A 17,473-nucleotide genomic window follows, 5' to 3' on the forward strand; every position below is an offset into this window, starting at 1 on the left:
TTAATTATAAAATTGCAGATATATGTAAGTAGTACAATACTATATTTTGACTCCGTTGAACGCATGCTTTGATTTGTTTTCGTAATATCTCCAAAGAAGAAAAATTACAAAAAGTAGGATAAAAGTTGCCAATAATGAACCCTCAAATCCGAAGCTTCCGCCGTTGAGTAGATTATCTTCTGTACGTGTTTGTTGAATCACGGAATAAAATTCCTGTCCGCTAACTTCAAAACCGAAAATTGGACCTTGAAAGAAATTCCAGCTAAAATGTAATGCAATAGGAAACCATAAGTTTTTTGTGTAGATGTAAGTGATTCCCAAGAGAATTCCCGCTAAAAAAAGATTCAAAACAGGAACAACTGCCATATTCGGATTGAACGAATGCAATGCTGTAAAAATGACCGAAGAAATTGTTAAGGCAATGTATTTATTGTTGGTTTCTAGTAGACGATTTAATATGTAACCTCTACATAGTATTTCTTCTAATAAGGATACTAATGTAAAAAAGATGATGCTGTAAATGATATCTTCAATTTTTACATTTAAAGATGTATATGTGATTTCATGTAAATTCTCCAACAAAACATAAGCAAACGCCATAACTATAAAACCTAGTATGATTCCGAAAAGGATATCTTTCCATCTGTTTTTCAGGTAAAAACCTAAGGATTTAAAAGGAATTTTATCTATAAAGCGTGTAAATAGCCAAATGCTTAGAATGGTAGCAGAAAGTTGAAATGAATGCCGAATGATACGAAAAGGAATCGTGTCAGGCTTTAAGCTAAATTCTAATGTGTCTGGAATGATAAAAGCACTGCTAATTTCAAAAACAATAAGAAAGAAAAACCATGTGATTATAAATAAACATAGTTTTAACCAAGTTGGTAAGAAGATAGTTTTACTAGCTTTCAAAATAGGAGTTTACCAATTCGATATATGCTTTTTTTGCTTCTTCAGGAGAAATATCTTGTGTTTGCAACAACGCGTTCATTTTAAATGCATTGATTATTGGTCGACGACTGCTAGGTTTATCGTCATTATTTGTTGCACGTTTGTAATATGCATACAATCGCAATAAAAAATCCGCAGGAAAAGATTCCGTACTGTTATTGACACGTTCTACGGCTTCAAAAAATGTTATGTCTAACTTTGAGGAACCCATTATTTCATTGCAATTACGTCTATTCCGCCTTTTACTGTTTGGTTGAGTTTTACCTTTATGTTGGTGTCGAGCGGTAAATATAAATCGACACGCGATCCAAATTTTATAAATCCAGCATCTTCACCTTGTATTGCAGCTGCATTTTCTTCGGCATAATTTACGATTCTTTTTGCTAATGCACCAGCGACTTGTCGGTATAAAATGGCACCATACGTTTCGTTTTCAACCACCACAGAAGTGCGTTCATTTTCTTCAGAAGCTTTTGGATGCCAAGCAACTAGATATTTTCCAGGATGATATTTGCTGTATTTTACCGTTCCGCTAATAGCATAACGCGTTACATGTACATTAATTGGCGACATGAAGATAGAAACTTGCAAACGTTTGTCTTTAAAGTATTCTTTTTCAAATACTTCTTCAATCACAACCACTTTTCCGTCAACCGGAGCAATGACATGCGCATCATTTTTTGGCGTGTTACGCGATGGATTTCTAAAAAATTGTAAAATTAAAATTAAAAATACCACGGCAATTCCTTGCAAAAGGTATTTTATCCAAGCGGTATCAATCTTATCTGCTGTAATCACGACAGCCGCAACAATAATAAATGTTACAATAATGATTTTGTATCCTTCTTTATGAAACATAGTGTAATATCTTTAAAAACAAATAAATAAATGGCGCTGAAAATATCATGCTATCCAATCGGTCAAAAATTCCGCCATGTCCAGGCATAATTGATCCGCTATCTTTTACATTGGCTTGTCTTTTAAATTTTGACTGAATTAAATCGCCAATCGTTCCAATAGAACTTATAATGATTGCTAAGATAAGCCAACTGCTGAAACTCAGTGGTGTATCTGTAAATTTATATATAAAATAACTAGCAATGCAAGAAAAAAGTAATCCGCCTAAAAAACCTTCTACCGTTTTTTTGGGTGAGATGCGTTCAAATAATTTCTGTCTTCCGAATTTTTTACCAATTAAATATGCAAACGAATCATTTACCCAAACTAAGAGAAAACTTCCTAGAATAATATATGGTTCGTAGGTTTCTGTTGCGTTTGGTATCAATAATAAAAAAGCAAAACTACTACTCATATAAAAAGAAACAAGTAGGTATTTTTTGAATTTGAATTCGGGAATTATTTTTTTTGAGAATAAATCTCTGATAAGAAATAAAGAAACAAAAATGGAAAAGACCAGTAAAATCATGGTGGCTTCTTCTATTTTTAACTCAGGTTGTAAGTGTTTCCAAAATACAAAAACGCTTAAAAAAGCTAAAAATACGATGTATTGTATAAATCCTTTAAGCTCAATAAGCTTGCTAAACTCGAACATACACAAGAGCCCAAATATGGTAAAGACAGCAAAAATAGCTGTTTGTGATAGAAATACTGAAGAAATTAGTAGTGCAACAAAAATTAATCCAGCTAAAGATCGAGTTAAAAATTCTTTCATTTTTAGAGGTCTTCCAGAAGCAGCAAATATAAGTTTTTTGAGCTACTTCCATAGGATAAAAAGTCCTTTTCTTCCTGCACTTGAAAATGCTTTATTGTAGTAATGTTACTAGGAATATTAGACTTGTATTTATTTTTGATACCGCGCAAACCTTCGCCGATGGCACCAACGAGTTGACTTGTTGTGGCAAGAATGACAAAATTGTCAGGCAAATCGTTGAGTTTTTTTTCTTTTATTTGGTTGGAACAAACTAAGATAGAACCATTGTCGGCAATTAGATATTCACACGAAGCCAAATAAAAACTTGCATTCATGTTGATGCGTGAGAATTTTAAATCGAAATTGTCAAATCGTTCTTGAAGTTGCTCGTCAAAGCATAAGGCTTCTTTCCCTTCCCAACCATTTTCCATGAGAATATTTTCTAAACTGTTGTAAACATCTGTAAAAGAGTCACAGTATAGAAATTTTCCTCCATTTTTACGAAAGTTGATGGTAAAACGTTCATCAATTGGAAGTTCAATTTGTGGCATATATTTTCCACGCTCGTTCGCAGGAGCGCTTTCCTGTTGAGGTTTGGTTTTGGAGCCGAAAATTTTCTTAAAAAGACTCATAGAGTCAATTGTAGTTTATAATTAGGAAAAATTTATGTAAAGATAAAAAATCTCGACTTATGCTAGCGATAAATCGAGATTATTTAAAGTGAAATATATTATAAAAGACGAACTATTCTTCTGAATCGCTAGAAGCGTCAGATTTTAAAAACGGTCTTGCTCCGAAAATTCCTTCTAAATCATCTTTGAAAATAACTTCTTTTTCTAGAAGTAATTCGGCAAGCTTTGTTAGTTTGTCTTTATTTTGTTCTAATATTTGAATTGCTCGTTGGTATTGGTTTTCAATAATCTTCGAGATTTCTTCATCAATTGTTTTAGCAGTTTCTTCACTATACGGTTTTGAGAAACCATTGTCGTTTCCGCTAGAATCGTAATACGTAAGGTTTCCAATTTTATCATTTAAACCATATACGGCTACCATAGCACGTGCTTGTTTGGTTACTTTTTCCAAATCGCTCAACGCACCTGTAGATATTTTATCGAAGATAACTTTCTCTGCGGCACGTCCACCCAAAGTAGCACACATTTCGTCTAGCATTTGTTCTGTACGAACCAACATACGTTCTTCTGGTAAGTACCAAGCTGCTCCAAGTGATTGTCCTCTTGGTACAATGGTAACTTTTACCAACGGTGCGGCATGTTCTACCAACCAACTTACCGTTGCGTGTCCAGCTTCATGAAACGCTACTGTTTTCTTTTCTTCTGGCGTGATGATTTTATTTTTCTTTTCCAATCCACCAACAATACGATCTACAGCATCTAAGAAATCTTGCTTTTCAACAGCTTTCTTTCCTTTTCTTGCCGCGATTAATGCTGCTTCGTTACAAACATTTGCAATATCTGCTCCAGAGAAACCTGGCGTTTGCTTTGATAGGAAATCTGTGTCTAAATTATCTGCTTTTTTAAGTGGTTTTAAGTGAACTTCGAAGATTTCTTTACGCTCACGAATGTCTGGAAGATCAACATAAATTTGTCTGTCAAAGCGTCCAGCACGCATTAAAGCTTTGTCTAAGATATCTGCACGGTTTGTTGCTGCCATTACAATAACGTTTGTGTTGGTGCCAAAACCGTCCATTTCTGTCAGTAATTGGTTTAAGGTATTTTCGCGTTCGTCGTTAGAACCTGTAAAATTGTTTTTTCCACGAGCACGACCGATAGCATCAATTTCATCAATAAAAATGATTGCAGGCGATTTTTCTTTGGCTTGTTTGAATAAGTCACGAACTCTGGAAGCTCCAACTCCTACAAACATTTCTACGAAATCTGAACCTGAAAGCGAGAAGAACGGTACTTTTGCTTCTCCTGCTACGGCTTTTGCAAGTAATGTTTTACCAGTTCCTGGTTGTCCTACTAATAGTGCTCCTTTTGGAATTTTTCCTCCTAAAGAGGTATATTTTTCAGGGTTTTTCAGGAAATCCACAATTTCTTGAACTTCTTCTTTTGCACCTTCTAATCCGGCAACATCTTTAAATGTTACTTTGATATCCGTTTTTTCATCAAAGAGTTTAGCTTTCGATTTCCCAATATTGAAAATTTGTCCGCCTCCGCCACCAGCGCCTCCGCCAGACATTCTACGCATGATGAAAATCCAAACTGCAATAATTAAAACGAACGGTAAGATGCTGAAAATAAAGTTGGAAACGGTGTTGTTTTGTTGATCGGGAGCGATTTCAAAATCAAGATTTTTTTCTTCCTTTACTTCATTTAGATATTCTTCAAAATTCTCAAGATTTAAGTATTTAATAGTAAAATCAGGCGTATCTCCCATTAAAAAGAGATTTCCTTTTTTGTTTACCAATTCTTTATATGCGTCTTTGGAAGCTGCACCTTCTTTTAGATATACTTCTGCAAAACCTGCATTGGTAAATACTTTAATTTTTTGAATATCATTGTTTGGTACTAATTCCTTGAATTTAGAAAAAGTAACTTTATCGTCTCCTCCTGAGCCATTAGAGAATACTAAAAAAAGGAGAAAAACTCCGATCAAACCATAAATCCAATATGCATTGAATTTAGGTTTTTTTGTCATGTTATTGTTGTCTTTTGCCATTAAATCAAAATGTAATTTTTAATAATTTGCTTGAATAGAAGTTACTTTAGCATCTCCCCAAAGTCCTTCTATGTCATAAAACTCACGGATGTGTTTTTGGAATACATGCACTACTACATTAACGTAATCCATTAATACCCATTCGGCATTTTCAGCTCCTTCAATGTGCCATGGTTTGTCTTTTAATTCTTTACTAACCATTTTTTGTACTGAACCTACAATGGCATTTACTTGCGTATTTGAAGTACCATTGCATATTATAAAGTAGTCACAAACTGTATTGTCAATTTCGCGTAAGTCTAAGATGGTGATATCATTTCCTTTTACTTCTTCTATCCCTTTTATGATTCCCGTGATCAATTGATCCGTACTAACCTTAGTTTTTGTCATTCAATTAATTATATTTTATACAAAAGTATTACTTTTAAATGTTATTTGTAACTCCTTTATCATAAGAATATCTAAAGATTTTTTAAATATACGATGAAAATAATCAAACTTGATGCCATTGACTCCACAAATACCTTTTTAAGACAGTTAAGTTGGGAACAAAAACTGGATGATTTTACAATTGTCATCGCTGCCTCTCAAACCGCAGGGAAAGGTCAGATGGGAACTGTTTGGGATTCTGAAAAAGGCAAAAACCTTACGTTTAGTGTGTTTAAAAAGATTTCTTGTCTAGAGAATGATGAAGGATTTTATATCAGTATCGCTACTTCTTTGGCGATTTATAACGCGTTGAAACATTTTCAAATTCCGAAATTGACGATCAAATGGCCAAACGACATTTTGTCAGAGAATCAAAAAATATGTGGAATCTTGATTGAAAATGTCATACAAAATAGCAAAATGACAGCAGCTATTATTGGAATTGGCTTAAATGTCAATCAAACAAATTTTGAAGCACTACCAAATGCAACTTCTTTAAAACAGCGTACAGGAATTCATTTTGATTTGGATGAAGTGATGTTTCAGATTGCAGGACAGTTAAAAAAATATTCTGAATTGATTACTGCGCGTTCTTTTGAAATATTGAAAATGGAATATGAATCGTTATTATTCCGAAAAGATAAACCTTCAACTTTTAAAGATAAAACAGGTAATATGTTTATGGGATTTATTCAAGGTGTAGCTGATGATGGAAAGTTGAATGTATTATTGGAAGATGAAATTATGGCTGAGTTTGATTTGAAAGAGATTAAGTTGTTGTATTGATTTGGATCGCTTCGCTTTTGGATCGCTTCGCTTTTGGATCGCTTCGCTTTTGGATCGCTTCGCTTTTGGATCGCTTCGCTTTTGGATCGCTTCGCTTTTGGATCGCTTCGCTTTTGGATCGCTTCGCTTTTGGATCGCTTCGCTTTTGGATCGCTTCGCTTTTGGATCGCTTCGCTTTTGGATCGCTTCGCTTTTGGATCGCTTCGCTTTTGGATCGCTTCGCTTTTGGATCGCTTCGCTTTTGGATCGCTTCGCTGATTTTCCTAAAATACTTAAAACAAAAAAGCTGAACAAAGATCACTTTATTCAGCTTTTAAAAAAATATTTATTTTAAATTATAACTTACTCATATTTTCAGCGAGCGTATTTACAAATTTACCAATAGGACCTTTTATCATCATTGCCATCATGGGATTAAAATCGCCTTCAAAAAGCAATTGTGCTTCACTTTTACCTTCTTCTAATTCCTGAATGTCTCCAGTAAGTGTAAATGGTAATTTGTCGGAAGCAGCACCCAAAACAACTTTGTTTGGTGGTGTACTTTCTTTGAGTTTCAATACGATTTCTGGCATTCCTTTTAGTGCAAAAAGAAATTTTCCTTCTGCCAATACTTCAAATTTACTGATGCTTTCAGGCATTAGTTTTTCAAAATTTTCAACATTCGTCAAAAAATCGTAAAGTTCTTGAGGAGATTTATTTACGGTGACTTTTGGGCTTTCTATGTTCATATTATTATTTTTCGATATCTAATCAATTAGCATTCCAATTTGCAGGATCTTTTCGCCAATTTTCTAAAGTTTCTAGTTCTGATGATGTGATGTAATTGGTATCTAAAGCTTGTTCTAAGAGATTTTCATAATTGCTTAAAGTATGTAAATTTACCTTAGCCGTTTCAAAATTTTCTTTAGCAATATCAAAATTATAAGAAAAAATAGCAACCATTCCTTTTACATTTACTTCGGCGGCGTCTAGTGCTTTTACAGCGTTTAAACTACTTTTTCCTGTACTAATCAAATCTTCAACAACGACCACATTTTGTCCTTTTTGAATAAATCCTTCAATTTGATTTTGTCTTCCATGTTTTTTTGCTTCTGGTCGTACATACACAAAAGGAACGCTTAAATATTCGGCTACAAGAATCCCAATTCCAATAGCGCCAGTAGCAACACCTGCAATTACATCAGGTTTTCCATACTCTTTTTCAATATGCTTGGCAAATTGTTCTCTAAGATAATTACGTATCGGTGGAAATGATAGCGTAATTCGGTTGTCGCAATATATTGGCGATTTCCAACCAGAAGCCCAAGTAAAAGGTTCTTGCGGTTGTAATTTAATTGCGTTAATTTGCAACAACAATTCGGCAGTCTTTTTAGCTGTATTTTTATCAAAAATCATAATGCAAATGTATAAAGTTTTTATCAATGAAAAGCTCATAATTTTATCAAATGAAGTTGAAAAGAGTGAAATTTCCGACACATATCTGTTGAAAGATGTTGATTTTGAGTGGCTTATAGGGAAAATGGCTTCTGGAAAAATCGACAAAGCCATACTTTATCACGATAACGGAGAAGAATTATTACCATTATTGTACAAAAAGCTTCCTGTGGTAGAAGCTGCGGGCGGTTTGGTGAAAAATACAAAAGGAGAAGTCTTGTTTATCTTTAGAAACGGAAAGTGGGATTTGCCCAAAGGAAAAACCGAAAAAGGTGAAAATATAGAGCAAACCGCCGTTAGAGAAGTGGAAGAAGAAACTGGCGTAAACGGATTGAAAATCACAGACTTTTTACTACAAACGTATCACGTTTTTAAACGAAATGGCGAATACCGATTGAAGCTAACTTATTGGTATGCTATGGAAACTGCCTATGAAGGTGAATTTTTTCCACAAGAAGACGAAGGCATTATGGAAGTAGCTTGGAAAAACGAAGCGGAAACGCAGCAAGCGCTCTTAAATTCGTATGAGAATATAAAGTTGTTGTTTTAATGCGGATTGTTAGAACGCTACGCTTTTAGAATATTAGACGCGCTGACGCTTTTGGACTTCTTCTTGAGAAAGTTTCATATTCAAATAATACGATTTTTTTAGAAATATCCTGACTCTATCATCTTGATTCATTTTAATAAAAAACACTTTCAGGAGCTTAGACAATTTAGATTTTTAGACTTTTAGACTTTTTTATTTTTGATCTAACGATCTAACGATCTAACAATCCTAAAAATAGGATACCGCAAATGTGCCTTTTCGTAATGATGTGATTTTTTGTAAATCCAACGTAATTGTTGCGAAGCACTTTTGGCAAACATATCATCGGAAGCTTTCTTTGCTTCAAATTCTTGTTGCCATTGCGGATTGTTTGCTAATAATTCTTTGGCTTCATCTTCAAAAACATACGCAGAAAATCCTTCTTTTTGCTGTAAAATAGTGTCGAAGAAATTCCAGTTAAAAAAGGAATCTACAGCTTCGGGTTCGAGTGTTTCTAACAAATAACGAAATGCAGGTTGATTGGTTTTAACTATAAAATCACCTTTGTTAAAGCTAATTTTTTGCAGAGTTTTAGAAACTTCAGTATTGTAATGTGTATAATGTCCTTCAAACGGATTTGGATAGGTTTTAAAATCTTTAATATGATAAGTTTCTACATCAATAATTGTGTCGTTTTCAATCGTATTCAACACAACATTATTCAATGTTAACAAGTCTATGACATTGTGCCAACCTTGCGGAATTACGTATGCTTTTGGTACCGTAACTTCTTTTTTTATTTTAAAATAATTGTAATATGGAACTTCTTTGGTAAATGGTTTGGTGTCATCATATTTTAAGCGTTTTTGTCCTGTCAAATCACTTTTCACAAAAGTACCTTCATAACCTTTAAAATTTAATGTAGTTTCTTGACTTCTATCCAATTCCCATTGAACAGGATAAGTCTCAGTATTTACAAAGGATTCATGTGTTTTTTTACGAATCGATTTGATGTTTTGATGATGTTTCGTTTCAATATTTTCAATTAGTGCTTCCATCAAAGCATATGTTCCTTCCACGCGCTGTTTGTAAGGTTTTAGCATGTGTGTTTCTACCATTAAACCAAGTGTGTTAAATAAGGTTGTGTATCCTGTAGAATATCTTGGCGAATCCATAAATTGCGAAAATCCTGATTCTGGCGTACGCCCAAAAACATTTACATACGGCGTAATGTCCCAACTATTTTTTTGCAATGTCGCTTCCAAATCGGGCATCATGGTTTTATGTAAAAATTCGCCTGCTTCATGACCTAATTTGTTGTGCTGTGTAAATAAATGTGTCAAAGTATATTGATAATCGGCACCATTACTCACATGATTGTCTACAAAAACATCGGGTTGTACTTTGTGGAAAATTTGTGCAAAAGCTTTGGCATTTCGTGTATCAGATTTGATAAAATCACGATTCAAATCATAATTTTTAGCGTTTCCGCGAAAACCATATGCTTCTGGACCATTTTGATTGGCTCTTGTGCCAAAATTACGATTCAAACTTCCTCCAACATTATACACAGGAATCGCAGAAATTACTATATTTTTTGGTGCTTTTTTGGTGCCGTTTGCCAAATCTCTCAAAAGCATCATGGTTGCGTCAATTCCATCACTTTCTCCAGGATGAATTCCGTTGTTGACTAATAAAATAGTTTTTTCTTTGCGAATGTTCTCAAAATCAAAATTCCCGCTAGGATTATATGTCACTAGGTGTAAAGGTTTGCCCGAATCTGTAAGCCCAATGGATTCTAGATGAATTTCTGAGTAGCTTTCTGCTAAGTTCTCGTAATACTGAATAACTTCTGGATAGGTTGGTGTTTGTGTTCCACCAGATTTTTCAAATATTGTTGTAAAATCGTGAGTTATTGTTGTTTTTTCTTTTTCAGCATCACAAGCAAAAAAGATAGAAATACAAAGAAGAAAAACTACTTTTTTCATAAGAATTGGTTTTGGCTCATCAAACATAAACAAAAAAATAAAAACGTTGCTTTTTTAAAAGAAGATATAAAACAAAGGTTAAGATATTTTTATAGTTGCAGTCAATACATCGAAAAAACTTGTCAGTAGAAATAATAGCTGTATTTTTGCCGCTTCTTATTTTCAAGAAATACAAGAGCAAAGAATTATGACTGAGTTTATTAGAAAGCGAGCGGCGAATGCCAAAAATGATATTTTAAGTGGATTAACGGTAGCGTTGGCATTGGTGCCAGAAGCTGTTGCCTTTGCCTTTGTGGCAGGTGTTCCACCAATGGTAGGTTTGTATGGAGCTTTTATGATGGGATTGATTACCGCAATTTTTGGAGGACGACCAGGAATGATTTCGGGAGCAACAGGCGCCATGGCAGTTGTAATGGTCGCTTTGGTAGCCAAAGGAAACGAATTAGGATTGGAAACAGGTATTGAAGAACAAGGTTTAATGTTCTTATTTATAACACTTTTAATGGTTGGTGTGATTCAAATGCTGGCAGGTGTTTTTAAACTTGGAAAATTCGTCCGATTGATTCCACATCCTGTAATGATGGGATTTGTAAACGGCTTGGCAATTGTGATTTTTATGTCGCAACTACAATTGTTTAAATCTGGAAGTGGTGATAATAAAGTTTGGTTAGAAGGTTCTCCTTTGTGGATTATGCTTGGTTTGGTAGGATTGACAATGTTGATTATGTGGGGATTGCCAAAATTAACGAAGAAATTGCCAGAAGCATTAATTGCGATTATTGTAGTGTCTGCGATTGTAATTTTAGGGAATTTTGAAGATGTTGCTACGGTAAAATCATTTATTGTTGAAGGAAGTGAAGGAAGAGCTTCTGGACTAAAAGGAGGTTTGCCAACATTTCAAACAGCCATATTTTCTGCCGAATTGTGGAGCATAAAAAATCTGCTAATCATGGCGCCATATGCGTTTATTTTAGCAGCAATTGGATTGATAGAGTCGTTGATGACTTTAAATTTAGTAGATGAACTTACCGAAACTCGTGGAAATGGAAACCGCGAATGTTTGGCGCAAGGTGGTGCAAATATTGTAAACGGACTTTTTGGTGGAATGGGCGGTTGTGCCATGATCGGACAATCGATTATTAATATAAAAGGTGGTGGACGCGGAAGATTGTCTGGAGTTGTTGCCGCTTTAGCATTGTTATGTTTTATACTTTTTGCTTCAGGATTAATAGAACAAGTACCAATTGCCGCTTTAGTTGGTGTGATGTTTATGGTAGTGATTGGAACATTTGCGTGGAGTAGTTTTAGAATCTTACATAAAATTCCTGTGAGTGACGCTGTTGTTTTAATTGCTGTTTCGTTAATTACCGTTTGGAAAGATTTGGCGGTTGCAGTAATTGCAGGAGTTATCATTTCGGCGTTGGTGTTTTCTTGGGAGAATGCAAAGCGCATTCGTGCACGCAAAAAAGTATTGGAAGATGGAACAAAAGTGTATGAAATTTTTGGACCATTATTCTTTGGAAGCATTCAAGCGTTTAATAATAAATTTGATGTGAAAAATGATCCTGATATGGTGGTGATTGATTTTATGGAATCGCGTGTGTCAGATTATTCGGCATTAGAAGCTATTTTCAATCTCATCAAAAAATACGAAGCCGCTGGAAAACAATTGCGCGTAAAGCACTTGAGTGAAGATTGTAAAGCATTGATGGTCAAAGCGTCTCCAAAACTCGCCAATGTCATTGAAGATGCAATTGATGATCCTAGGTATTACGTAATGATGGATTTGCAAAAATAATCTTAGACAAGAAGCGTTAAAATCGTAGAAAGCTACGCTAATTTTTGTATCTTTTTCGACAGATTATAGCCTTTCTACCAAGCATGAATCTTATACGTGTGTTTTTATTATTTTTTGTCTTTGTATCTGTATCACATGGACAAATAGGTCGTACCGTTGATAAAGACAGTATTATTCAATTACAAACCGAAGCCAAAAAACTATCTTCTCAAGAAAAATATAACAAAGCACTAAGCAATACACAACGTGCTTTAAAGTATGCTGGACTTATGGAAAATGATAGCCTGATTGCGGAAAGCTATCATATACTAAGTGTTATTTACATTCAAATGCGTCGTGAAGACCTCGCTCTTGAAAATTACGAGAAAGCCATTTCTTATTTCAAACAGCAACGTAATGACAAGCGTTTGTTGCAAATGTATAATGAGATAGGTTACAGTTTTTACAAAAATGGCTCGTTCAAAAAAGCAGAAAAGCACCTAAAATCAGCACTCAAACTCTCAGATAAATTTAAAGAAGACATCAATTCCATTGATGCTAAATTTTACATGGGAAAATTATGTTTGGCAACAAAGCAATATAGCAAAGCACAAGAATGTTTTCAGAAAGTTATTGAATATTGTATAGACAATCCGTACTATCCTAGAAGTTCCGACATGCTTCAAAAAGCATACTATTACAATGGAAAAGTATTACTTGCTATGAAGAAGACAATTGATGCAGAAAAAAGCTATAAAAGTGTTATTTCTTTATGTGACAAAAAAAATATCAATCACTTAGAATTACTTTCGCTTACCTACAAAGACTTAGCGGAATTGTATGCAGCAAAAGGCAAGCGACAAGCTGAATTGGAAGCTTTAGAAAAGCATATTGAGCATTACGAAGCATTTAAAGTGCTGGAAAAAGAGCAGATACTTTCTAAAATTGTGATGAAATATGGAATTGACGAATATGAAGATCGTTTAGAAAATATTGAAAAAGAACAAGAAGTAAAAGAATTATACATTACCAATTACCGAAATCTAACGACAATTTTAATTGTAATTTTGGTCATTTTGGTATTGTTAACAGGAGTTTTCTATTTAAATCAACGTGCACGAGTTCGCACCAATGCATTATTAAGCGGACAAAACAAGCAATTGTTTGAAGCTAAAAAACAAATTGAAAACGTTTCTAAAATTAGAACAAATTTCTTCTCTTTAATCAGTCACGAATTGCGAACACCTTTGTATGCAATCATTGGAATGACAAACTTATTATTGCTTGAAAAACCTGAAAAATTTCAAGAAGGTTATCTTAAATCATTAAAATTTTCGGGGGAACATTTGCTAGCAATCATCAACAATATTCTTCAAATGAATAAGATTGAAGCCAGCAAAATGAACACCATTGAAGAAATAATAGACATTCGAAAAAGCATCAAAAATGTTACGGCTTCTGTAAACTTTTTGGTCAAAGAAAACCGCAATGTTATTGATGTGAAGGTTGATGAGCACATTCCTAAAAACTTGTTGGGCGATAGTCTAAAAATTTCGCAAATACTTTTCAATTTACTCGATAATGCAGTGCGTTACAATATGGAGTCAAACATTCGGTTGAAAGTGAATCAAGTGGCAGAAACTTCGGAGACAATCACATTAAAATTTTCAATCAAAGACAATGGTTTGGGAATTCCACAACAGAAAAAACACATCATTTTTGAAAATCTTGAAAAAGGCATCATTCTCAGTGAGGATAATGGTTATCTCGATTTAGGTTTGGGATTGACAACCGTAAACAATCTACTCAAAGTACTAAAATCAAAATTGCACTTGCGAAGTGTACTTAACAAAGGTTCTGAATTTTATTTTGAATTGGTATTGCGTAAAGTTGAAATCTCTGAAACAAACGATGAAGAAGAATTTGAACACAAAACCTACAATTTTGACAATTTGAATATCTTAATTGTGGATGATAATGCCGTAAACGGATTGTTAACGCAAAAAATTCTAGAACGTCAAAACATACAAACAAAAGTAGTGCACAGTGGTTTTTCTGCGCTAGAAATTATAGACAAACAAACATTCGATTTGATTTTGATGGACATGTTTATGCCAAAATTAAACGGTATTGAAACCATTCAAAAAATCAGAGAAAACAATAACAATATTCCAATTATTCTATTGACCGCAATGGAAATTTCGGATGCTTATGCAAAAGTGGTTGATACTAAAATTAGCGGTGTGATAACCAAACCGTTTGAGCCAGAAATGCTATACGACAAAATTGATTATGTAATACGCCAATCAGATGAAGAATAGTTGGTTCATACATATCGTCTTTTTTGTATTTACTTGTGTGCAACTCTGTGCGCAAGAAGTTTCAAAAGACAGCATTCAAACATTAAATAAAGAAGCGTTTAGTTTAACGCGCGCATACAATTTTGGAAAAGCACTTTCGTACAGTTATCTCGCCATACAACACGCTACAAATAATCAAGATGAAGCGTCGTTGGCATCTTCCTATCATATCTTAGGAAGCACATATCGCAGAATGCAATATCGCGGGAAAGCTACAAAATATTACCTAAAGGCTTTAAAAATTCAGAAGAAACTCCATAACACGCGTGAAATAATAGTAGCATATCACGATTTAGTACGTATTTCACTAGATGATTACGACTCTGAACAATCACGAGAATACCTAAAAGAAGGATATCAAATAGCAAATACTTCGGGTGATTTGGAAGATATTTTAGTGCTCGATTGGGCAAAAATTTCACTCTTACAAAAAGAAGAACGCTACAAAGAATTACTGCCATTTCTTGATGAAATGATGCTTCGTGTAAAAAAAATAAAAGCATCAGAAATAATGATTCAAGCTCGGATTAATTTTTTAGAATATACCAAAGGTGATACGTATTTTAATTTGGGGAATTACGCTTTGGCGGAAAAATATCTAAAAACACACACTGATAATGAATATAATCATGTGCAGGACTTGGCATCTTCATACAAGCAATTGGCGGAAATCTATAAATCGAAAGGAGACATAGAAAAACAGCGAGAAGCACAACTCAACTATCAGAAGAATTTAAAGAAAAAGCTAGACGATGATTATAAGAGTATTGAAGAAGAATTGCTCGGAAACTATTCATTGCGTAAAGATCAATTGAAACTTGATGTTTTAGAAGAAAAAAACAATCAGCAAAGTATCATTGTCAATAGGTTTAAAGTTGTTTTAGCTATTATCGCGTTACTATTGATTGGTTGTATTTTCTTAGGAGCATTAATCATCAAAGCAATCTACAAGAAGACAAAAAGTAACAAATTACTTCGCATCAAATACAACAAGTTGGAAGAAGCAAAACTGAAAGCAGAAATGACTTCAAAAACAAAATCAAACTTCTTTTCCATGATGAGTCATGAATTGCGAACACCTTTGTATGCTGTTACCGGAATCACACATTTACTATTAGAAGAAAATCCAAGACCGTCACAACAACAATACTTAAAATCATTAAAATTTTCGAGCGATCATTTACTGTCGCTAGTAAATAATATTTTGCAAGCCAATAAGTTAGAAGATAACACAATTACCATTGGCGCATCGACATTTAACCTAAAAGCAAATATTGACAATATTATAAAGTCATTTGATTTGTTGATAAAAGATCGTGAAAACGAACTAAACATTGCGTACGATCGTGAAATTCCAGAATTGTTAGTGGGCGACAGTTTAAAAATTTCGCAAATACTCATCAACCTTATCAGTAATGCGATCAAATTTACCAAAGGAGGAACCATTCGCATCAGTGTAGAAAAACTGGAAGAAACTGCAGAAGAGGTGCTTTTGCATTTCTGTGTACAGGATACGGGAATCGGAATTCCGAAAGAAAAGCAGGAAAAAGTATTTGAAATGTTCTCGCAAAACTATGACGAAATCAACGAACAATATCAAGGTTCAGGATTAGGATTGTCAATTGTAAAAAAGCTATTAAAAGCGTATGATAGTGACATTCATTTGGAAAGTAAAGAAAATGTAGGAACGACATTTACCTTTGATATTCGTTTCCCAAAAACGAGCGAAGGAGTTGATCCAAATATCGAAGTGCATATCGATGACATTGACTTTAGTCACTTAAAAATGTTGGTGGTTGATGACAATAAAATCAATCAAATGCTTACCAAAAAAATCCTTTCTACAAAACAAATTACTACAGATATTGTGGCAAGTGGTGCAGCGGCGATAGAAAGTGTTCAAAATAATCAGTATGATTTAATTTTGATGGATATTCACATGCCTGAAATGGACGGTTATGAAGCGACAAAGGCCATTAGAAAATTTAACAAACAAGTGCCAATTGTAGCATTCACGGCAGTTTCTTTGGATGATAGTTTGCCTAAAATTATCAACTCAGGAATGAATGATATGTTGATAAAGCCTTTTGTAGCGGCAGAATTATTTGCGTTGATTCAGAAATATATGAAGTAGTTTTTTTCGCTTCGCTTTTAGATTGTTAGACAAGCTACCGCTTTTAGATTTTAAGAGCGCTTCGCTGTTAGTATCTCTTTGGTATATATTTTAGAGATCATTACCAGAATCTAATTTTCAAATCTGTACATTACACAAAGCGTCTCATCTATTTTCGGAATAAAATGAAGAAAATTGTATCGAGATGTACTTTAAAACAAAGAAGTTTGTAATTTTCCTAATTCCTAATTCCTAATTCCTAATTCCTAATTCCTAATTCCTAATTCCTAATTCCTAATTCCTAATTCCCATCAAACCCTAACCGAATCCGGAACCAATAACGTATAATCTCCATTATGGCGAATTACTTCACGAACAATAGAAGACGAAATATAAGAAGTACTTGCAGCTGTCAATAAAAAGATAGTTTCTACAGGAGCTAAATCACGATTGGTATGTGCAATAGCTTTTTCAAACTCAAAATCGGCAGGATTTCGAAGTCCACGTAAAATAAAATCGACATTATGTTTCTCACAAAAATCAACTGTTAAACCTTCATAAGTAACCACAGTCACTTTTGGTTCGTCCTTAAATGAATCTTCAATAAACTTCTTGCGTTCTTCAAGACTGAACATGTATTTTTTAGCAGAATTTACGCCGATAGCGACAATTACCTCATCAAACAACTTTATGCCACGTTGAATAATATCGTAATGTCCTAACGTAATCGGATCAAAAGATCCTGGGAAAATAGCTCGTTTCATTTTTTTATA

Annotated in this window: 17 protein-coding genes; 6 read left to right on the forward strand and 11 right to left on the reverse strand. The window is 34.0% G+C overall.

The window, feature by feature from the left end; all coding sequences use genetic code 11:
- Window positions 1-39: 39 nt before the first annotated feature.
- The 7 genes from KAOT1_RS21210 to rsfS all read right to left on the reverse strand — a co-directional run bounded on the left by KAOT1_RS21210 (window position 40) and on the right by rsfS (window position 5,674).
- Window positions 40-912: a CPBP family intramembrane glutamic endopeptidase gene (locus KAOT1_RS21210; protein ID WP_007096973.1), complete on the reverse strand. Its 873-nt coding sequence runs from the start codon at window positions 910-912 to the stop codon at window positions 40-42.
- Window positions 902-1,162: an acyl-CoA-binding protein gene (locus tag KAOT1_RS21215; RefSeq protein ID WP_007096974.1), complete on the reverse strand. Its 261-nt coding sequence runs from the start codon at window positions 1,160-1,162 to the stop codon at window positions 902-904. Before KAOT1_RS21215 ends, KAOT1_RS21210 begins: the two co-directional genes overlap by 11 nt.
- Window positions 1,162-1,809: a phosphatidylserine decarboxylase family protein gene (locus KAOT1_RS21220; protein ID WP_007096975.1), complete on the reverse strand. Its 648-nt coding sequence runs from the start codon at window positions 1,807-1,809 to the stop codon at window positions 1,162-1,164. Before KAOT1_RS21220 ends, KAOT1_RS21215 begins: the two co-directional genes overlap by 1 nt.
- Window positions 1,799-2,623: a phosphatidate cytidylyltransferase gene (locus KAOT1_RS21225; protein WP_007096976.1), complete on the reverse strand. Its 825-nt coding sequence runs from the start codon at window positions 2,621-2,623 to the stop codon at window positions 1,799-1,801. The genes KAOT1_RS21220 and KAOT1_RS21225 overlap by 11 nt, the downstream gene beginning before the upstream one ends.
- 2 nt (window positions 2,624-2,625) lie before the next feature.
- Complete coding sequence (locus tag KAOT1_RS21230; protein WP_007096977.1) at window positions 2,626-3,234, reverse strand: LUD domain-containing protein; 609 nt, start codon at window positions 3,232-3,234, stop codon at window positions 2,626-2,628.
- A gap of 112 nt (window positions 3,235-3,346) precedes the next feature.
- Window positions 3,347-5,284 carry an ATP-dependent zinc metalloprotease FtsH gene (gene ftsH, locus KAOT1_RS21235; RefSeq protein ID WP_007096978.1) on the reverse strand — a complete coding sequence of 646 codons (1,938 nt, stop codon included), beginning with the start codon at window positions 5,282-5,284 and terminating at the stop codon, window positions 3,347-3,349.
- Window positions 5,285-5,302: 18 nt separating this feature from the next.
- The gene (gene rsfS, locus KAOT1_RS21240; protein ID WP_007096979.1) at window positions 5,303-5,674 is read right to left on the reverse strand and encodes a ribosome silencing factor; all 372 of its coding nucleotides are present in this window, start codon (window positions 5,672-5,674) and stop codon (window positions 5,303-5,305) included.
- A 93-nt stretch (window positions 5,675-5,767) separates the two neighbouring features.
- On the opposite strand from rsfS, the gene KAOT1_RS21245 reads away from it, so the two are divergent.
- Both KAOT1_RS21245 and KAOT1_RS23145 read left to right on the forward strand, forming a co-directional pair.
- Window positions 5,768-6,499 carry a biotin--[acetyl-CoA-carboxylase] ligase gene (locus tag KAOT1_RS21245; RefSeq protein WP_007096980.1) on the forward strand — a complete coding sequence of 244 codons (732 nt, stop codon included), beginning with the start codon at window positions 5,768-5,770 and terminating at the stop codon, window positions 6,497-6,499.
- Between the two features lies 1 nt (window position 6,500).
- Window positions 6,501-6,833, forward strand: coding sequence for a hypothetical protein (locus KAOT1_RS23145; RefSeq protein ID WP_157560241.1), 333 nt, complete (start codon window positions 6,501-6,503; stop codon window positions 6,831-6,833).
- A gap of 1 nt (window position 6,834) precedes the next feature.
- Here KAOT1_RS23145 and KAOT1_RS21255 read toward each other — a convergent pair whose 3' ends face one another.
- Together KAOT1_RS21255 and pyrE are read right to left on the reverse strand one after the other, a co-directional pair.
- Window positions 6,835-7,227, reverse strand: coding sequence for an SRPBCC family protein (locus KAOT1_RS21255; RefSeq protein WP_007096982.1), 393 nt, complete (start codon window positions 7,225-7,227; stop codon window positions 6,835-6,837).
- Between the two features lie 22 nt (window positions 7,228-7,249).
- The gene (gene pyrE / locus KAOT1_RS21260; RefSeq protein ID WP_007096983.1) at window positions 7,250-7,894 is read right to left on the reverse strand and encodes an orotate phosphoribosyltransferase; all 645 of its coding nucleotides are present in this window, start codon (window positions 7,892-7,894) and stop codon (window positions 7,250-7,252) included.
- Window positions 7,895-7,901: 7 nt separating this feature from the next.
- On the opposite strand from pyrE, the gene KAOT1_RS21265 reads away from it, so the two are divergent.
- On the forward strand, window positions 7,902-8,483 hold the full coding sequence (locus tag KAOT1_RS21265; RefSeq protein ID WP_040560206.1) for an NUDIX hydrolase: 582 nt from the start codon (window positions 7,902-7,904) through the stop codon (window positions 8,481-8,483).
- 203 nt (window positions 8,484-8,686) lie between these two features.
- Here KAOT1_RS21265 and KAOT1_RS21270 read toward each other — a convergent pair whose 3' ends face one another.
- Window positions 8,687-10,450, reverse strand: a complete 1,764-nt coding sequence (locus KAOT1_RS21270; RefSeq protein ID WP_040560207.1) for a M14 family metallopeptidase — start codon at window positions 10,448-10,450, stop codon at window positions 8,687-8,689.
- A gap of 187 nt (window positions 10,451-10,637) precedes the next feature.
- On the opposite strand from KAOT1_RS21270, the gene KAOT1_RS21275 reads away from it, so the two are divergent.
- The 3 genes from KAOT1_RS21275 (at window position 10,638) to KAOT1_RS22215 (ending at window position 16,721) form a co-directional block, all read left to right on the forward strand.
- Entirely contained in the window at window positions 10,638-12,248 is a 1,611-nt protein-coding gene (locus KAOT1_RS21275; protein WP_007096986.1) for a SulP family inorganic anion transporter, read from the forward strand.
- Window positions 12,249-12,331: 83 nt separating this feature from the next.
- Window positions 12,332-14,548, forward strand: a complete 2,217-nt coding sequence (locus KAOT1_RS21280; RefSeq protein WP_007096987.1) for a response regulator — start codon at window positions 12,332-12,334, stop codon at window positions 14,546-14,548.
- Window positions 14,538-16,721, forward strand: coding sequence for an ATP-binding protein (locus tag KAOT1_RS22215; protein WP_007096988.1), 2,184 nt, complete (start codon window positions 14,538-14,540; stop codon window positions 16,719-16,721). The genes KAOT1_RS21280 and KAOT1_RS22215 overlap by 11 nt, the downstream gene beginning before the upstream one ends.
- A 290-nt stretch (window positions 16,722-17,011) precedes the next feature.
- On the opposite strand, the gene coaD is transcribed toward KAOT1_RS22215, so the two are convergent.
- Entirely contained in the window at window positions 17,012-17,464 is a 453-nt protein-coding gene (gene coaD / locus KAOT1_RS21290) for a pantetheine-phosphate adenylyltransferase (protein ID WP_007096989.1), read from the reverse strand.
- Window positions 17,465-17,473 lie beyond the last annotated feature (9 nt).

The sequence above is a fragment of the Kordia algicida OT-1 genome, from assembly GCF_000154725.1.
GTDB lineage: Bacteria > Bacteroidota > Bacteroidia > Flavobacteriales > Flavobacteriaceae > Kordia > Kordia algicida.

What these genes read in the sequence shown, in the direction of transcription:
- KAOT1_RS21245 (WP_007096980.1), top strand. Translation starts at nt 5,768, where the DNA reads ATGAAAATAATCAAACTTGATGCCATTGACTCCACAAATACCTTTTTA.
- KAOT1_RS21225 (WP_007096976.1), bottom strand. Translation starts at nt 2,623, where the DNA reads ATGAAAGAATTTTTAACTCGATCTTTAGCTGGATTAATTTTTGTTGCA.
- KAOT1_RS21255 (WP_007096982.1), bottom strand. Translation starts at nt 7,227, where the DNA reads ATGAACATAGAAAGCCCAAAAGTCACCGTAAATAAATCTCCTCAAGAA.
- pyrE (WP_007096983.1), bottom strand. Translation starts at nt 7,894, where the DNA reads ATGATTTTTGATAAAAATACAGCTAAAAAGACTGCCGAATTGTTGTTG.
- coaD (WP_007096989.1), bottom strand. Translation starts at nt 17,464, where the DNA reads ATGAAACGAGCTATTTTCCCAGGATCTTTTGATCCGATTACGTTAGGA.
- rsfS (WP_007096979.1), bottom strand. Translation starts at nt 5,674, where the DNA reads ATGACAAAAACTAAGGTTAGTACGGATCAATTGATCACGGGAATCATA.
- KAOT1_RS21275 (WP_007096986.1), top strand. Translation starts at nt 10,638, where the DNA reads ATGACTGAGTTTATTAGAAAGCGAGCGGCGAATGCCAAAAATGATATT.
- KAOT1_RS21265 (WP_040560206.1), top strand. Translation starts at nt 7,902, where the DNA reads ATGTATAAAGTTTTTATCAATGAAAAGCTCATAATTTTATCAAATGAA.
- KAOT1_RS21270 (WP_040560207.1), bottom strand. Translation starts at nt 10,450, where the DNA reads ATGAAAAAAGTAGTTTTTCTTCTTTGTATTTCTATCTTTTTTGCTTGT.
- KAOT1_RS21230 (WP_007096977.1), bottom strand. Translation starts at nt 3,234, where the DNA reads ATGAGTCTTTTTAAGAAAATTTTCGGCTCCAAAACCAAACCTCAACAG.
- KAOT1_RS21220 (WP_007096975.1), bottom strand. Translation starts at nt 1,809, where the DNA reads ATGTTTCATAAAGAAGGATACAAAATCATTATTGTAACATTTATTATT.
- KAOT1_RS21215 (WP_007096974.1), bottom strand. Translation starts at nt 1,162, where the DNA reads ATGGGTTCCTCAAAGTTAGACATAACATTTTTTGAAGCCGTAGAACGT.
- ftsH (WP_007096978.1), bottom strand. Translation starts at nt 5,284, where the DNA reads ATGGCAAAAGACAACAATAACATGACAAAAAAACCTAAATTCAATGCA.
- KAOT1_RS22215 (WP_007096988.1), top strand. Translation starts at nt 14,538, where the DNA reads ATGAAGAATAGTTGGTTCATACATATCGTCTTTTTTGTATTTACTTGT.
- KAOT1_RS21280 (WP_007096987.1), top strand. Translation starts at nt 12,332, where the DNA reads ATGAATCTTATACGTGTGTTTTTATTATTTTTTGTCTTTGTATCTGTA.